We start from the raw sequence: 16314 nt of genomic DNA, 5'->3' as shown, positions 1-16314 counted from the left end.
AGGTGGATTTATAGTAATGAGCGCGTACCGGCGGGTCTGTCTGGTTTTTGACAATCTGCCGGCACACCGGCTTTGTTATGGCCGGCTTTGACGACCTTGCGCCCCACAGGAGACCGGGATGGGATCCGCGCCCCCGCCGCACCGCCACACCCCGCTGCCGGCCAATGCCGCGCCAGCGCGCGCCCGGCCGGACGCCGCGCTGCCGGATGATGATCCGCTGGCCGCGGTGCGCGCCGGCGCCTGGTTCAGCCAGCTGCCGCCGGCGCTGCGCCAGGCGCTGCTCGACGATGGCTGCCTGCGCCGGCTGGTGCCAGGCGAAACCTTGTTTGCCCGCGGCGACCGCTTCGACGGCCTGTACTGCGTGGCCAGCGGCACCGTGCAGATCCATGCCAGCGGTGAATCGGGCAAGGCGGCGCTGCTGGGGCTGCTCGAGCCCGGTACCTGGTTCGGCGAGATCTGCCTGTTCGACGGCCTGCCGCGCACGCACGACGCGCGCGCAGTCAGCGCCGCCGCGCTGTGGCACGTGCCGCGGGCGCCGCTGGAGCGCCGCCTCGCGCAGCATCCGGCGTGGTGGCAGGCGTTCGGGCGGCTGCTTGCGGCAAAGACGCGCCAGGCCTTTGACTATGTCGAAGAGACGCAGCTGTTGCCGCCCACGGCACGCATTGCCCGGCGGCTGGCCGCTATCGCGCATGGCTACGGCAACCTGCCGGCGCATGCCGATGCGGTGCTGCGCGTGCGCATCCCGCAGGAGCAGCTGGCGCAGATGCTGGGGCTGTCGCGCCAGACCGTCAACCACGCCCTGCGCGAGCTCGAAGCCCGCCGCCTGCTGCGGCTGGAATACGGCGGTATCGAGCTGCTCGACCTGGCCGCGCTGGAAGCGCTCAACTGAATCCGCCACCGTGGAGGCTTGCCTGTCATGACCACACTCGATGCCGCCCGACTCGACGCCTATTGCGCGCGGCTGGGCATCTCCGCCCCGCCCTCGCCCACGCTTGAGGCGCTCGACGCCGTGATCGGCGCGCAGCTGGCCAGCATTCCGTTCGAGAACATCGACCCGCTGCTGCGGCGGCCGGTCAGCATCGATCTCGACACCGTCTTCGACAAGCTGGTCACGCGCGGGCGCGGCGGCTACTGCTTCGAACTCAACACGCTGCTGGCGGCGGCGCTGGGGGCGTTCGGCTTCGGCGTGACGCCGCTGGCCGCGCGCGTGCGCTGGGGCGTGCCGGATGCGGTCGAGACCGTGATATCGCACATGCTGCTGCGCGTGGAAGTAGCGCATCGCAGCTATCTCGCCGATGTCGGCTTCGGCGGACCCACGCCGTTCCGCGCGATGGCGCTGTCCGCGCCTGCCGATGACGACTTCCCCTATCGGCTCGCCAGCTCCCCGCCGGAAGCTGCCGGCAGCGCGTTCCACAGTTTCGACCTCGAGGCGCGCGGCGACGCGGGCTGGATCAAGGTCTACCGCTTCGACCTGACGCCGCAGCCATGGATCGATTTCGGGCCGCGCAACTGGTATGTCTCGACGCATCCGGACAGCCTGTTCCTGCGCCGGCTGACGGCCGCGCGCACCGACGGCGGCACTCGCGTGACGCTGGCAGATGGCGATCTGGCCGAGCGCGCGCCGGACGGCAGCGTGCGGCGCCAGCGGCTGGAAACGCCCGAAGCCGTGGTGCAGGCCCTGGACGAGCGCTTCGGCATACGGCTCGACGATGCGCTGCGGCAGGGGCTGATGACGGCGCTGCCGCAGCTGCTCGCCGCTGACGCGCGCACATGAGCATGGATTGCGCGGCTTGTGGGCCACCTTACGGTAATGCCATGCCGCGCTGCACCAGACCTCCATGCACGCCGCGCATTGCCCGCAGAAAGAATGCTGATATGAGCGCCAACGGGGCCGCGGCGCTGTGGACTCGGCTGGCGCGGCACTACCATAATGATCCGTCGATGCAGCGTTTGCGCCGCATCGCCAGGACAACAGCGCGGCACACCCGCCGCCTGCATGAAGCCGGCCGCTGACGCCGGCGCAGCTATACAGGAGACTCCATGTCATTGTTCGATCTGACGGGCAAGGTTGCCATCGTCACCGGCTCCTCGCGCGGCATCGGCCGTGCCATCGCCGAGCAGATGGCCGTCCAGGGCGCCAAGGTAGTGATTTCTTCGCGCAAGGCAGAGGCCTGCCAGGAAGTGGTTGACGCGCTCAATGCACGCCATGGCGCCGGCACCGCCATCGCGGTGCCCGCCAATATCTCGTCGAAGGAAGACCTGCAGCATCTGGTCGACGAAACCAACCGCACCTTCGGCAAGGTCGACGTGCTGGTCTGCAATGCCGCGTCCAACCCTTACTACGGGCCAATGGGCGGCGTCTCGGACGATCAGTTCCGCAAGGTGCTGGACAACAATGTCATTTCCAACCACTGGCTGATCCAGATGGTGGCGCCGCAGATGATCGACCGCAAGGACGGCTCGATCATCATCGTGTCGTCGATCGGCGGCCTGCGCGGCTCGCCGACCATCGGCGTGTACAACATCTCCAAGGCCGCGGATTTCCAGCTGGCGCGCAATCTCGCGGTGGAATTCGGGCCGCACAATGTGCGCGTCAACTGCATCGCGCCGGGCCTGATCAAGACCGACTTCGCGCGCGCGCTGTGGGAGGATCCCGAGCGCTACAAGCAATCGACGCAGGGCGCCCCGCTGCGCCGCATCGGCGAGCCCATCGAGATCGCCGGCGCGGCCGTGTACCTGGCTTCCGCCGCAAGCAGCTTCATGACCGGCCAGGCGCTGGTGGTGGACGGCGGCGTGACGATCTGACCGCTGTCCTGGCCGCATCCGAGTTGTCCCTGAGTCGTACCTGAGCTTCTGACGCAAGCGTTGCGCGTGCGCCGGCCTGTCCGGCGCACGCCGCTTTCTCTGCATTGCCCTCAACCTGCAGCGCAGTTACGGGAGGCAGTCATGTCAAGCAATCCGCAAGCGGCCGGCAACTGGCCGGTCATGTCCCTGGCCGAGGCCCATGCCCGGCTGACCGCGCCCGGCTCGCCCTTCGAGACCGAGTCGCGCGTGATCCGCGGCATCCCCACCACCGTCTGGAAGCACGCACCCGCGACGCTGTGCGACCTGCTCCACGCGACCAGTGCCTTCGGCGGCCGCACCTTCGTGGTCTACGAGGACGAGCGCGTTTCCTACGATGCGTTCCGGCGCGCCGCCATCGCGCTGGCGCACGCGCTGGTGCGAGACGGCGTGCGCAAGGGCGACCGCGTGGCACTGGCGATGCGCAACCTGCCGGAGTGGCCGGTGGCGTTCTACGGCGCGCTGCTCGCGGGCGCGATCGTGACGCCGCTGAACGCGTGGTGGACCGGCGCCGAGCTGGAATACGGCCTGGCCGATTCCGGCAGCCGCGTGGCCATCGTCGACGCCGAGCGGCTCGACCGCATCCTCGAGCATCTGCCCGGCTGCCCGGCGCTCGAGCGTGTCTATGCTTCGCGCATCGGCGCGGCCACGTGCGATGCCCGCGTCGCCGCACTGGAAAGCGTGATCGGCACCAGCGCCGACTGGGCCGCGCTGCCGCAGCAATCGCCTCCACAGGTCGAAATCGATCCGGAGGACGATGCCACGATCTTCTATACCTCCGGCACCACCGGCAAACCCAAGGGGGCGCTGGGCACGCATCGCAACTCCGCCACCGTCGCGGCCGCGGGCAGCTTCAGCCCGCTGCGCAACCTGCTGCGCCGCGGCGAGCCGATTCCGGCGCCGGATCCCGCCGCCCCGCAGAAGGCCATGCTGCTGGCGGTGCCGTTCTTCCATGTCACCGGCTGCATGGCGGTGCTCAACGGCGCGCTCGCCAGCGGCGGCAAGATCGTGCTGATGCACCGCTGGGACGCGCTGCGCGGCATGGAACTGATCGAGCGCGAGCGCTGCACCGCTGCCGGCGGCGTGCCCACCATCGCCTGGCAGATCCTGGAGCATCCGGAACGCGCGCGCTTCGACCTGTCTTCGCTGGAGAGCGTCAACTACGGCGGCGCGCCAGCGTCCCCGGAACTGGTGCGGCGCATCGGCGACGTGTTTCCGACGGCCGCGCCTGGCATCGGCTGGGGCATGACCGAGACCTCGTCGACCTTCACCAGCCACAGCGCCGAAGAGTACGTGCTGCGCCCCGACAGCAGCGGTCCGGCGCTGCCGATCGGCGAAATGAAGGTGGTCGACGGCCGCGGCCAGGCGCTGCCACCGGGCGAGACCGGCGAACTGCTGGTGCGCGGCGCCAACGTCGTACGCGGCTACTGGAACAAGCCGGAAGCCACGGCGCAGACCTTTGTCGACGGCTGGCTGCGCACCGGCGACATCGCGCGGCTGGACGAGGAAGGCTATGTCTATATCGTCGACCGTATGAAGGACATGCTGATCCGCGGCGGCGAAAACATCTACTGCATCGAGGTGGAAAGCACGCTGTACGAACATCCGGCGGTGATGGACGCGGCGGTGGTCGGCATCGCGCACAAGACACTGGGCGAGGAGCCGGCGGCCGTGGTCAGCCTCAAGCCAGGCATGCAGGTATCCGAAGCCGAACTGCAGGCATTCGTGCGCGAGCGGCTGGCGGCGTTCAAGGTGCCGGTGCGCATCCTGCTGTACCAGGAGATGCTGCCGCGCAATGCCAATGGCAAGATCCTCAAATCGAACCTGCGCAAGCTGTTCGACCCGGCAGCCTGACCCGCCGGCGGCAAACCATCACAACAAGGAACAAGAATTGACGGACCAAGCAAAGCGGGATCGAACCCTGCCCCATCCCTTGCGCCTTGGCGCCACCGTGGCGGCAGCCGCGCTGCTGGCCGGCTGCGCGGCCGGCGGCACCAACCTGTCCGCGGTGCCGGAATTCCGCCCGGGCGTGCCGGCCGGCTACCTGGCCGCCGATGCGCGCCCGGACAGCCTGAAGCTGCTGCCCGCCCCACCGGCACAGGGTTCGCCCGCGCAGGCGCTGGATGACGATGCGGCGCGGCAGGCCGGCACGCTGCGCGGCTCGCCTCGCTGGCAGGTTGCGGCCACCGACGCAGTACTCACCTTCCCGCAGGCGGCCAGCGCGTTTTCATGCGCGCTGGGAGTGCCCGTCAGCGCCCGGGACACGCCCTACCTGAACATCCTGCTGCGCCGCAGCCTGGTCGATGCCGGCCTGTCCACCTATGGCGCCAAGGACCGCTACAAGCGCACCCGGCCGTTCGTCGCCAACAAGACCGGGATGTGCACGCCGGATGAAGCCACCAAGCTGGAGAAGGACGGATCCTATCCCTCGGGCCACAGCGCCATCGGTTGGGCCTGGGCGCTGATCCTGGCCGAGGTGGAACCGGCCCGCGCGGATGCCATCCTGGCGCGCGGGCGCGCCTTTGGCCAGAGCCGGGTGGTGTGCAACGTGCACTGGCAGAGCGACGTCAACGAAGGCCGCATGATGGCCGCCGCAACCGTGGCGCGCCTGCATGCCGACCCGACCTTCCGCGCAGATCTTGAACAGGCGCGCCGCGAAGTGGCGGCCGCGCGTGCCGCCGGCGCCCGCGCGCCGGGCGATTGCCAGGCCGAAGCCGCGGCGCTGGCACCCTGATCGAGCCGGCAGCGCTTTACTTGACGGGAATCGCCGTGCCGGCCGGCACTGGCACGGCGGTCACGCTGTTCTGCGGGCTGCCGCTGACGATGCGGTCCGAATAGGTCAGGTAGACCAGCGTATTGCGCTTGCGATCGACCGCGCGCACCACGTGCAGGGTCTTGAACAGCACCGACATGCGCTCGGAAAAGACATGGTCCTGCTGCTTCAGCGGTCCCTTGAAGGCGATGGTTCCCACCTGCCGGCAAGCGATCGAGGCTTCCGGCGGGTCTTCCGCCATGCCCAGCTGGCCCTTGATGCCACCGGTGCGGGCCCGCGACACGTAGCAGGTGATACCGTCGACCTGCGGGTCGTCATAGGCTTCGATCACGACCTTGTCGGAGCCGGTCACGCGGAAATTGGTGCTGACGCTGCCGATCTCTTCGGCATGCGCGCCGCCCGTGGCCGCCGCGCAGGCGGCCAGGGCCAGGATCGTGCAGGATCGCTTCATCATGGCGTGGGGCAACGTGTCAGGTCACCGACGACTTGATGTCGCCGTGGCGCTTTTCCATTTCCTGGCGCAGTGCACGGCGCTGCTGGGCGGCGGCAAAGCGCTGGCGCTCGACCTCGTCGCGCGGCTCGAGCGGCGGCACTTCGGCCGGGGCGCCGTTGTCATCGACCGCCACCATGGTGAAGTAGCAGCTGTTGGTATGGCGCACCAGCTTGCTGCGGATATTCTCGGTCACGACCTTGATGCCGATCTCCATCGAGCTGCGGCCGGTAAAGTTGACCGAGGCCAGGAAGGTCACCAGCTCGCCCACGTGGATGGGCTGGCGGAACACCACCTGGTCTACCGACAGCGTCACCACGTAGCGGCCGGCATAGCGGCTGGCGCAGGCATAGGCGACCATGTCCAGGTACTTCAGGATGGTGCCGCCGTGGACGTTGCCGGAGAAATTGGCCATGTCCGGCGTCATCAGCACGGTCATGGAAAGCTGGTGGGACTGGTCGTTCATGATGCGTGGGAGTTCGGATTGCGGGGGCGGTCGCCCGGGCCGGCTGACGGCATCCGGGCGCCGGCAGTTTAACCCGGATCGGCCCAGCCGTTGCCGGTCATCGCGGCACGGCGCGGAAAACAAAAAAGCGGCCTGCCTGGCCGCTTTTCACGCTGTGGACGCAAACTGCTTACTTCTTCTTGTTCACCGCGTCCTTGAAACCCTGTCCGGCGGAAAACTTGACCGTCTTGGCGGCCGGGATCTTGATGGTTTCGCCGGTGCGCGGATTGCGTCCGGTGCGGGCTGCGCGCTTGCCGGCGCTGAAGCTGCCAAAACCTACCAGCGTAACCGAATCACCCTTTGCCACTGCCTTCTTGATGCTGTCCAGCGCTGCGTTGAGCGCGCGCTCAGCGGCGGCGTTGCTCAGTTCTGCTTCCGTGGCGATGGCCGATACCAGTTCACCTTTATTCATGGCTGATTTCCCTTGTTGGTCGTCGTCACCGATGTGCCTGCCTGACGGCAAAACATCGATCGGCGCAGTCTAATCTGCCCCTTGTGCGTTGAGCAATCCCCAGTGGCACCAATGCAACGAAAAAACCCGCAAATCCTTGCTTGAGGCCGGTTAGCGGGCAATTTCCCGCTCTATTCGCACTTGTCACGGGCCGGATTTGGGGGGCTGCGGCGTTATGGCGCAAGTCGGCGCCCGACTCGGTCCCGGATGGAACAAATGCCCGGAATTGGGGCGTTGCACCATAACGGATCAGCCGAGCATGCCGGCGAAGCGCCATTCTGGCGCATTTCCGGCACTGCCGGTGGCGCCCGCCTCCCCACGCCCTGCGTGCCCGCTTCGCTGCGCGCGGCATTCCGGTGCGGATCCTGCCCACTCCGGTGCAATCAGCACCAGGATGCAGCCGGAACTGGAATGCTTTTTGCATACTCATGCGCCCATTTTGAGCATGAGGTCACTATGGACAACTGGAAGACCGGCACCGACGCCATGTTTATCCTGCTTGGCGCCATCATGGTGCTGGCCATGCACGCGGGCTTTGCTTTCCTTGAGCTGGGCACGGTGCGCAAGAAAAACCAGGTCAATGCACTGGTAAAGATTCTGGTGGATTTCGCCGTTTCCACGATCGCCTATTTCTTTATCGGTTACACCATTGCCTACGGCGTGGAATTCATGTCAGGGGCAGAAACGCTGGCCCGGAAAAGCGGCTACGACCTGGTCAAGTTCTTTTTCCTGGCTACTTTTGCCGCCGCCATTCCGGCGATTATCTCGGGCGGTATTGCCGAACGTTCGCGCTTCAATCCGCAACTGGTGGCGACATTCGTGCTGGTCGGTTTTGTCTATCCGTTCTTCGAAGGCATTGCGTGGAACCAGCGCTACGGCGTCCAGGACTGGATCACGCAGGTTGCGGGCGCGCCCTTCCATGACTTTGCCGGCTCGGTGGTGGTGCATGCGCTGGGCGGCTGGATCGCGCTGCCCGCGGTGCTGCTGCTGGGCGCGCGGCGCGGGCGCTACCAGAAGGACGGGCGCATCAGCGCCCATCCACCCTCCAATATCCCGTTCCTGGCGCTGGGGGCGTGGATCCTGGCAGTGGGCTGGTTCGGCTTCAACGTGATGAGCGCGCAGACCGTCGACAAAATCAGCGGCCTGGTCGCGATCAATTCGCTGATGGCGATGGCCGGCGGCACCCTGGCGGCATGGGCCGCGGGGCGCAATGATCCGGGCTTTGCCTACAATGGCCCGCTGGCCGGGCTGGTGGCGGTATGCGCGGGCTCGGACCTGATGCACCCGCTGGGCGCGCTGATTACTGGCGGTATTGCGGGCGCCCTCTTCGTCTATATGTTCACGCTGGCGCAGAACAAGTGGCATATCGACGACGTGCTGGGCGTCTGGCCGCTGCACGGCCTGTGCGGCGCCTGGGGCGGCATCGCCGCCGGCATCTTCGGGGCCAGGGCGCTGGGCGGACTGGGCGGCGTGTCGCTCGGCGCGCAGCTGATCGGGACGGTGCTGGGGATCGTCGTGGCACTGGCGGGCGGCACACTGGTATACGGTGCGCTCAAGAAGCTGGTCGGCATCCGGCTCGATGCCGAAGCCGAATTCAACGGCGCGGACCTGACGCTGCACCGCATCTCCGCCACGCCGGAGCGCGAAACCAACTGGTAAGGCGAATGCGCCGCCCGGCGGCGCCTGGACAAGCTGGCCTGCCGGCCCGCTTGTCTTGACAATTATTTGCTTGCACTTCCAGGCACGGCATTCCAATAATTGCCGTGCCCACGTATTGCGCCGCGTCAGCGCGCAGGGGCCTGCACCACTCACCCAAACCGAGAGGACACGCCAATGGATGCCACGACTTTCGACAACCTCAAGACCCTGGTGGTCGCCTATGCCACGCAGTTCGGGGTCAAGATTCTGGCAGCGCTAGCGTTCTGGGTCATCGGCCGATGGCTGATCCATTTTGTGGTACGGATGGTGCAGAATGCGCTCGGCAAGCAGAAGGTCGACCCGACGCTGCTGCGCTATGTGGGTTCGATCGTCACGGTCACGCTGAACGTGGTGCTGGTGATCGGCATCCTCGGCTACTTCGGCATCCAGACCACCACCTTTGCCGCGCTGATTGCCGCCGCCGGGGTAGCCATCGGCATGGCGTGGTCGGGGCTGATGTCGAATTTCGCGGCGGGCGCCTTCCTGGTGGTGCTGCGGCCGTTCAAGGTGGGTGACTTCGTCACCATCGGCGGCGTCACCGGCACGGTGCGCGAGATCGGGCTGTTCGCGACGTCGCTCGATACACCGGACAACGTGCAGACCGTGATCGGCAATAACAAGATCTTCAGCGACACCATCCAGAACTTCACCGCGAACCCCTACCGGCGCGTGGAACTGAAGGCCCAGCTGGCGGGCAGTACCGACGTGGCCGACGCGGTGGCCCTGCTCAAGTCGCGCATCGCGCAGATCCCGAACGTGCTGCCGGAACCCGCGGTCGACGTGGAGATCCTGGAATTCACGCTGGTCGGGCCGGTGCTGGCGGTACGCCCGTATTGCCACAACGACCATTACTGGCAGGTCTACTTCGACACCAACCGCGTCATCCGCGAGGGCTTCGGCCAGGCCGGCTATGCCGCGCCCATGCCGGCACACATGGTGGTCGTACAGCAGGCCGCTGCCTTGCAGCAGGCCGCCTGATGCGTCAGGCAGCCGCCCGGCCAGCGCCGGAGCGGCCGTAGCAGCGCATCAGCACCGCGCCAGCGCCGCATAGCGCCATCACCACGGCCAGCGGCAGCGCGGTGCCGTCGCGCCACACGCTGACAGCCGCCCCGCCGAGCGTGCCCAGCGAAAACTGCAGCGTACCCATCAGTGCCGAAGCCGTGCCGGCGCGATGCCCCTGGTGTGCCAGCGCCAGTGCGGAAGCATTGGGCGTGACGCAGCCCAGCGCACCGATAAAGACGAAGAACGCCGCCAGCAGCACCGGCAGCGTCGCCAGCCCGGCCAGCGCCGCCACGGCCAGCACCGCCCCGGCCGCGCAAGGCGCCAGCAGTGCCCGTCCCAGGACATGGTCGAGCGTGCGACCGCGCACCAGCCGGCTGTTGAACTGCGACATGACGATCAGGCCCAGCGCATTGGCGCCGAACACGAAGCCATAGTGCGACGGCGCAATGCCGTGCAACTCGATCAGCACGAACGGCGAACCCGAGATATAGGCGAACATCCCCGCCGACCCGAAACCTGCCGACAGCGAGTAGCCGACGAATTCACGATCACGCAGCAGCTCGCCGTAACTGCCGGCGACGGCGCCAAGCCGCAGCGGTGCCGCCTGGCGCCGGTCCAGCGACTCCTCCATGCGCCAGTGCACCAGCAGCAGGATGGCCAGGCCGGCCGCCGCCAGCACCCAGAAAATCGTGCGCCAGCCGGCCGCCGTCAGGATCGCCCCGCCGATGACCGGCGCGAGGATCGGCGCCAGCCCCATCACCAGCATCAGTGACGAAAACGCGCGCGCCGACTCATGGGCCTCGAGCCGGTCGCGGATCACGGCGCGCGCCATCACCATGCCGGCGCAACCGCCCAGCGCCTGCAGGAAACGCCACAGCATCAGCGTCTCGGCACTGCGCGCCAGTGCGCATCCGATCGCCGCAACCACATAGAGGCCCAGTCCCAGATACAGCGGCGGCTTGCGGCCAAAGCGGTCGCTGAACGGCCCGTAGAACGCCTGCCCCAAGGCAAGGCCGACCAGGAACGTGCCGAGGGTCAGCTGTACCTGGCCGATATCGACGCCAAGGTCGCCCGCCAGTGCGGGAAAGCTTGGCAGGTACATGTCGATCGACAGCGGCGCAATCGCCATCAGCGAGCCGCAAATCAGAAGCCAGGCAGGAAAGCGCGCGTTCGAGGCAGCGCTCGGGGAACGGGACATGGAAAAGATCCGGTGCATCGGTTGCGTGGCGCGCACCGCCGCGGGCGAAGCCGGGGCGCGGTCGCAAGCCGTTGGAAAGGGGCAATTGTTGCACAGCATAACGAAAGCGATGCCGCAGCAGGTTGCACAGGTTTGAAACTCTCGTTCAGGAATATTGCCCTGCCAAGGTCGGGTTCGATGCAATCGCCAGGATTGGCAAACTTGGCAAAGGTGGAATCAAGCGAGCATCTGCCCGGAATGCATGGCATGCGTGCGCTGACGCGGAGCATGATGGCAAGCGTGGCGCGCCTTTCACGCCTGGCAAGGTGAAGGGTACAATGCCAGCCTGTCGGCGTGAGTGTCGCGTGACATGCGCCGCCGGCCACGCAGAGACGGACGACAGTACCGCCCCGGCAACGTTAGCCTGCATGAGAACACGACACACGCCGATTTCCGCTTCGCCTGGCCTCGCCGCCCTTGCATGGGTGGCCGCGCTGCTGTTGCCGCTGCCGCTGCATGCGGCGCCGGTGCCGGTGCCGCCGCGCAATGTCGCCGCGGCGTCGGCGTCGGCGCCGGTTCCCGCAGTCGACGAAGCCGAACCCCTGTCGCGCATGCTCAAGGGAGCGGCCACCGGCCAGAATACCGGCGCCGCCGGCGTGCCGGAACTGTTGCGCAACACCACTCGTCCCGATAACGTGCTGGCTCGCGCCTGCCGCCAGCTCAACGACGCCCTGCCGATCGAAATCGACGGCGAGACGCGGCTGCGCCGCTGCCAGTCGGTGCCCGGCAAGCACGTGCTGTTCCAGCTGGAACTGACCAATTACCGCGGGCCGATGCTGGATCTCGCCAGCTTCGAGGTCAACTATGCCGCGCCGCTGCAGCGCAATATCTGCGCCAACCGCGACGTGGAAATCCTGACCAAGCTCGGCGTCAGCCTGATGTTCCGCTACATGACCCGCAAGGACCGCGGTGAGCGCCGCATCGGCGATGTCTACATCAATGCGCCGATCTGCACGTCGGCGCTGCGCTGAAGCGGCAACCGGCCAGGAAACAAGAATCGATTGCAAGTGACACGCCGGCAATGCCGGTTGGTGCCGCCGTGCCGCCCCTGCCAGCAAAAAAATCGGCCCGCATCAGCGGGCCGTTTCTTGTTCAGCAGGCAATCGGCGTAGTCGGCGTATCCGACGGCGGCCTCATGCCGCACGCGGACGCAACGGCAGCACATTGGCCGCCCTGCGCACCAGCAAGCGCGTATCCTTCCAGCCGGCATCGGCCAGCGGCGAACCCCACACCAGCTCATGCAGCCGGGCCAGCGCGAACGGGTTGCCCAGCAGCAGGTGCTTCTGCGCCGCTGTCAGCGCGCGCGGACCATGGGTCAGCGCATGTTCGACCAGCGTTTCGTGGCGCCGGCGTGCCGCTTCGGGCTGCACCGGCCGCGCCGTCGCGGTCGCGCACATCAGCGCATTGGTGACCGGGTCCACCACCGCATCGACAAAATCAGGCGTGTCCGCGGCGTTCTCGACATGCTGCTGCGTCTCGACGATCTCGCGCGGCACCAGCGTTTCTTCCGGGATCATGAACAGGCCCGCATTGCGCGAGGCACGGCCCAGCGACACGCGCGACAGCATCACCGACAACGGGATCGACATTGCCAGCGACCCGACGATCGGCAGCAGCCACAGCACGTACGCCGGGTTCAGCCAATAGACCAGCCCGCCCCACGCAAGCCCCAGCGCGGTATGCCAGCCGTGGCGGCGGAACGCCTCGCCCCAGGTGGTCTCGGCGTCTTCGCGCGGCGGCGATTTCCACGAGATGCCCCAACCGCTGTAGGCGGCAATCACGAACTTGGTATGGAACAGCATCCGCGTCGGCGCCAGCAGCGCTGACAGCAGCACCTCGACCAGCATGCTGGCAAAGAGCTGTACCGCGCCGCCGTAGCGCCGCGCCTGCTTCATCAGCAGCACCACGCTGGCGAGCTTGGGCAGGAACAGCAGCGTGGCGGTCGCCGAGAACAGCGCCAACGCCTTCTCCGGGTGCCATTCGGGCCAGGTCGGGAACATCTGGTACGGTTGCGTGAAGTACTCTGGCGGCACCAATGCATGCTTGGCCAGCATTGCCGTGGACAGCAGCAGGAACAACAGCCACAGCGGCGCCGACAGGTAGGCCATGATGCCGGTCAGGAACACCGCGCGGTGCACCACGTGGAAGCCCTGCTTGAGCCACAGCCGGAAATTCATCAGGTTGCCCTGGCACCAGCGGCGGTCGCGCTTGACTTCGTCGAGCAGGTTGGGTGGCAGCTCTTCGTACGAACCTTCGAGGTCGTAGGCGATCCACACACCCCAGCCGGCCCGGCGCATCAGCGCGGCTTCGACAAAGTCGTGCGACAGAATTTCGCCGGACAGCGGGCCGCGGCCCGGCAGCGGCGCCAGCGCGCAATGCTCGATGAACGGCTTGACGCGGATGATGGCGTTGTGGCCCCAGTAGTGCGATTCGCCCAGCTGCCAGTAGTGCAGGCCCGCGGTGAACAGCGGCCCGTACACGCGCGTGGCGAACTGCTGCACCCGTGCATACAGCGTCTCGCGGCCCACGGCCAGCGGCGCGGTCTGGATAATGCCGGCACCGGGGTTGGCTTCCATCAGCCGCACCAGCGTGGCCAGGCAGTCGCCGCTCATCACGCTGTCGGCATCGAGCACCACCATGTAGCGGTACTTGCTGCCCCAGCGGCGGCAAAAGTCGGCGACGTTGCCGGTCTTGCGCTTGACGCGGTGGCGGCGCCAGCGATAGAAGATGCGGCCGAATCCGCCGACCGCGCGGCACAGTTCCATCCACGCGTCGTGTTCGGCGGTGCGCAGGTCCGGGTTGCCGCTGTCGGACAGCACGATGAAGTCGAAATTGGACAGGTGGCTGGTGCGCGCCATCGATTCGTAGGTCGCGCGCAGCCCCGCGAACACCCGCGTCACGTCCTCGTTGCAGATCGGCATGATGATCGCGGTGCGCGCCTCGGGCGCAAGCGGCCCCTCGGGTGCGGCGGAGCGCGAGACCAGATGGCGGTCGCCGCCCTTGGCCAGCACCAGGAAGCCCATCATCGCAGTCCAGAAGCCAGCCGACACCCACGAGAACAGGATGGCGAACAGGCCCAGGATCGCAATCTCGAGCGGATCGGCGCCGTGGTACGGCAACACGCTGGTCATGAAGTACGTCGCCAGCACGGTCTGGATCACGACCAGCGCCAGCAGGAACCAGCGGCGGTGCGAGCCGGCCGGGTGCCACTTGCCTTCGGCATCGGGGCCGTCGTGCAGCGTGTCCCAGGTCTCAGGCACGGGCGGGCGGCCCAGCATGCGGCGCCACGTATTGCGCAGCCATCCGGTGACGATATGCGGCGGCCACTGGCGCGGCACCATCGAGCTGCGCTCAGGCTCGGGGCCGGTGTCAACCTTGACGGTGCCATCGTCGCGCCGCTGCAGCAGCGGCTCGCCACCAATCTGCGGGTTGCCATAGGCGATGGTGAAACGGCGGCCGACCGATGCGTAGGCACCGCCGCCCTGCGCGGCGGGCGCGTCCTTGGCGGCAAGGCGCGACTGCAGGCGCGAGATCGCTTCCTGCGTGTCGCGCCCGTCGCCGCTGACCGGCATGATCGGGCTGACCGGCGCCAGCGATGCCACCGGCGCCGCGGCCGCGCCGGGCATATCGGCCAGCAGTTCGCTGCGGATTTCAGGCGATACGGGCAGGCGGTCGACATAGCGCTCGCATGCCGCTGCCTGGGCCGGTCGCTGCTTTAGCCTGGGGGTAAGATGTAGCTCCACGTCTCGGATAGGGTTGTATTGCCGTTGCGAAGATAGCCGCGCAACTCTACCGGCTTGGTTTCATCCTTGCGGCGCATCACCATGGTCATGCGCCAGCCGCCGGTCGCTTCATTGCGCTGTACCGACGTCTTCAGCAGTTCACCGTTGGCATCGGCCGAAACCACCGGGTCGATGCGAACGTCCGCGGGCAACTTGCGAAAGCCTGGGCCTTCGAAGTCCACCACCAGCGAAAAGCTCGTGTCCTCCTTGCTCGCCGACTGGCCCTGGCCCAGCCGGGTCTGGCTTACCCACGACAGCGGCGGCAGTTGTTCGCCGTCCTTCTGCCACAGCAAGCGGTACTCGTAGTCGAAGGGCTGCTTCGGCTTGGGCGGGTTGTCCGGCACCCAGTACGCGACGATGTTGTCATTGGTCTCGTCCGGTGTCGGGATCTGCACCAGTTCGACCCGGCCCGAGCCCCAGTTGCCGCGCGGCTGCACCCAGCCGCTCGGGCGGCGTTCATACCAGGCGCCCAGTTCCTGATAGCTGTTGAAGCTGCGGTCGCGCTGCATCAGCCCGAAGCCCTGCGGGTTGGTCGCGGCGAAGGACGTCACCAGCAGGCGCTTGGGATTGACCAGCGGGCGCCAGACCCATTCACCGGTACCCAGGTGGATCGACAGGCCGTCCGAGTCATGCACCTCGGGGCGGAAATCCTGCGTCGGCGCCGGCTGGTTCTCGCCGAACAGATACATGCTGGTCAGCGGCGCCAGGCCCAGCTTGGTCACGTTCTCGCGCAGGAACAGTCGCGACTTGACCTCCATCGCGGTCTCCGCGCCCGGCTTGATGGTGAAACGGTAGGCGCCGCTCATGCGGCGCGAGTCCATCAGCGCGTAGATGGTGATTTCCTTGGCGTTGGGGCCCGGCCGTTCGATCCAGTATTCAACGAAGCGCGGGAATTCCTCGCCGGAATTGAGCGCAGTGTCCACCGCCAGGCCTCGCGCCGAAAGGCCATACCACTGGTCCTTACCGAGCGCACGGAAATAGCTGGCACCAAGGAACGACGCCAGTTCGTCCTTGCGCTTGCCCTGGTTCAGCGGATACAGGATGCGGAAGCCGGCGAAGCCCAGCCCTTTGAGCTTGGCGGCGTCGACCTTGTGCGGTCCGTAGTTGAACGCGGCGGGATCGAAGCGGAATTCACGCACGCTGTTGCCCACCACTTCATGGATGCGCACCGGCTGGTCGAACACCATGCCCTCATGGAAGAACGACAGCTCGAACGGCGAGCGCGTGCCGCGCCAGGCGAAACGCTCGGGCTTGTATTCGATCTCGCGGTAGCGCTCGTAGGTCAGTTCGCGCAATTCGCGCGGCAGGTTCTGCGGCGGAGCCTTGTATGGCGATGCCGCCAGCTGCCTGGCACGCGCGGCGACGGTATCGAAGTCGAACGCCTGCGCCGTCATGGCGCACAGTGCCAGGATGCTGCCGCCCAGCCATGCCGCGATCCTTGCGCCGGCTCGCGCGCTGCGGCGGCGGGCCGGCCCGGGGGCGGGCACGGTAGATTTTGCGGACAAGCGTGGCGTGGCGATCTGTGACATGTATGC

14 protein-coding genes are annotated in these 16314 nt (G+C 67.1%); 8 read left to right on the top strand and 6 right to left on the bottom strand.

Annotated features, from left to right (window positions below):
- Positions 1-118 precede the first annotated feature (118 nt).
- The 5 genes from VSR71_RS28715 (at position 119) to VSR71_RS28695 (ending at position 5575) form a co-directional block, all read left to right on the top strand.
- Positions 119-889, top strand: a complete 771-nt coding sequence (locus VSR71_RS28715) for a Crp/Fnr family transcriptional regulator (protein ID WP_342917049.1) — start codon at positions 119-121, stop codon at positions 887-889.
- Positions 890-916: 27 nt separating this feature from the next.
- Positions 917-1774, top strand: a complete 858-nt coding sequence (locus tag VSR71_RS28710; protein WP_342917048.1) for an arylamine N-acetyltransferase — start codon at positions 917-919, stop codon at positions 1772-1774.
- A 266-nt stretch (positions 1775-2040) separates the two neighbouring features.
- Entirely contained in the window at positions 2041-2805 is a 765-nt protein-coding gene (locus VSR71_RS28705) for an SDR family oxidoreductase (RefSeq protein WP_342917047.1), read from the top strand.
- A gap of 141 nt (positions 2806-2946) precedes the next feature.
- The gene (locus tag VSR71_RS28700; protein WP_342917046.1) at positions 2947-4695 is read left to right on the top strand and encodes a class I adenylate-forming enzyme family protein; all 1749 of its coding nucleotides are present in this window, start codon (positions 2947-2949) and stop codon (positions 4693-4695) included.
- A gap of 37 nt (positions 4696-4732) precedes the next feature.
- Complete coding sequence (locus tag VSR71_RS28695; RefSeq protein WP_342917045.1) at positions 4733-5575, top strand: phosphatase PAP2 family protein; 843 nt, start codon at positions 4733-4735, stop codon at positions 5573-5575.
- 16 nt (positions 5576-5591) lie between these two features.
- Here the strand turns inward: VSR71_RS28695 and VSR71_RS28690 are convergent, their stop codons facing one another.
- The 3 genes from VSR71_RS28690 to VSR71_RS28680 form a co-directional block, all read right to left on the bottom strand.
- On the bottom strand, positions 5592-6068 hold the full coding sequence (locus VSR71_RS28690) for a CreA family protein (RefSeq protein ID WP_428979469.1): 477 nt from the start codon (positions 6066-6068) through the stop codon (positions 5592-5594).
- Between the two features lie 16 nt (positions 6069-6084).
- On the bottom strand, positions 6085-6570 hold the full coding sequence (locus VSR71_RS28685) for an acyl-CoA thioesterase (RefSeq protein ID WP_029047410.1): 486 nt from the start codon (positions 6568-6570) through the stop codon (positions 6085-6087).
- A 169-nt stretch (positions 6571-6739) separates the two neighbouring features.
- Positions 6740-7021: an HU family DNA-binding protein gene (locus VSR71_RS28680; protein ID WP_029047409.1), complete on the bottom strand. Its 282-nt coding sequence runs from the start codon at positions 7019-7021 to the stop codon at positions 6740-6742.
- A 495-nt stretch (positions 7022-7516) separates the two neighbouring features.
- Here VSR71_RS28680 and VSR71_RS28675 point away from each other — a divergent pair, with 495 nt between their 5' ends.
- A complete protein-coding gene (locus VSR71_RS28675) occupies positions 7517-8719 on the top strand; it encodes an ammonium transporter (RefSeq protein ID WP_342917044.1) in 1203 nt (400 codons plus the stop codon).
- A gap of 174 nt (positions 8720-8893) precedes the next feature.
- Entirely contained in the window at positions 8894-9736 is an 843-nt protein-coding gene (locus VSR71_RS28670) for a mechanosensitive ion channel family protein (RefSeq protein ID WP_342917043.1), read from the top strand.
- Positions 9737-9740: 4 nt separating this feature from the next.
- Here the strand turns inward: VSR71_RS28670 and VSR71_RS28665 are convergent, their stop codons facing one another.
- A complete protein-coding gene (locus VSR71_RS28665; protein ID WP_342917042.1) occupies positions 9741-10958 on the bottom strand; it encodes a Bcr/CflA family multidrug efflux MFS transporter in 1218 nt (405 codons plus the stop codon).
- A 407-nt stretch (positions 10959-11365) separates the two neighbouring features.
- Between VSR71_RS28665 and VSR71_RS28660 the strand changes: the two genes are divergently transcribed.
- On the top strand, positions 11366-11968 hold the full coding sequence (locus VSR71_RS28660) for a hypothetical protein (RefSeq protein WP_342917041.1): 603 nt from the start codon (positions 11366-11368) through the stop codon (positions 11966-11968).
- A 162-nt stretch (positions 11969-12130) separates the two neighbouring features.
- Here VSR71_RS28660 and mdoH read toward each other — a convergent pair whose 3' ends face one another.
- Together mdoH and VSR71_RS28650 are read right to left on the bottom strand one after the other, a co-directional pair.
- Complete coding sequence (gene mdoH / locus VSR71_RS28655; RefSeq protein ID WP_342917040.1) at positions 12131-14740, bottom strand: glucans biosynthesis glucosyltransferase MdoH; 2610 nt, start codon at positions 14738-14740, stop codon at positions 12131-12133.
- Positions 14713-16308, bottom strand: a complete 1596-nt coding sequence (locus VSR71_RS28650) for a glucan biosynthesis protein G (RefSeq protein WP_342917039.1) — start codon at positions 16306-16308, stop codon at positions 14713-14715. Before VSR71_RS28650 ends, mdoH begins: the two co-directional genes overlap by 28 nt.
- Positions 16309-16314: the final 6 nt, after the last annotated feature.

This window comes from Cupriavidus oxalaticus (assembly GCF_038900635.1).
Lineage (GTDB): Bacteria > Pseudomonadota > Gammaproteobacteria > Burkholderiales > Burkholderiaceae > Cupriavidus > Cupriavidus oxalaticus_B.
This window is presented reverse-complemented; position numbering and strand designations above follow the sequence as displayed.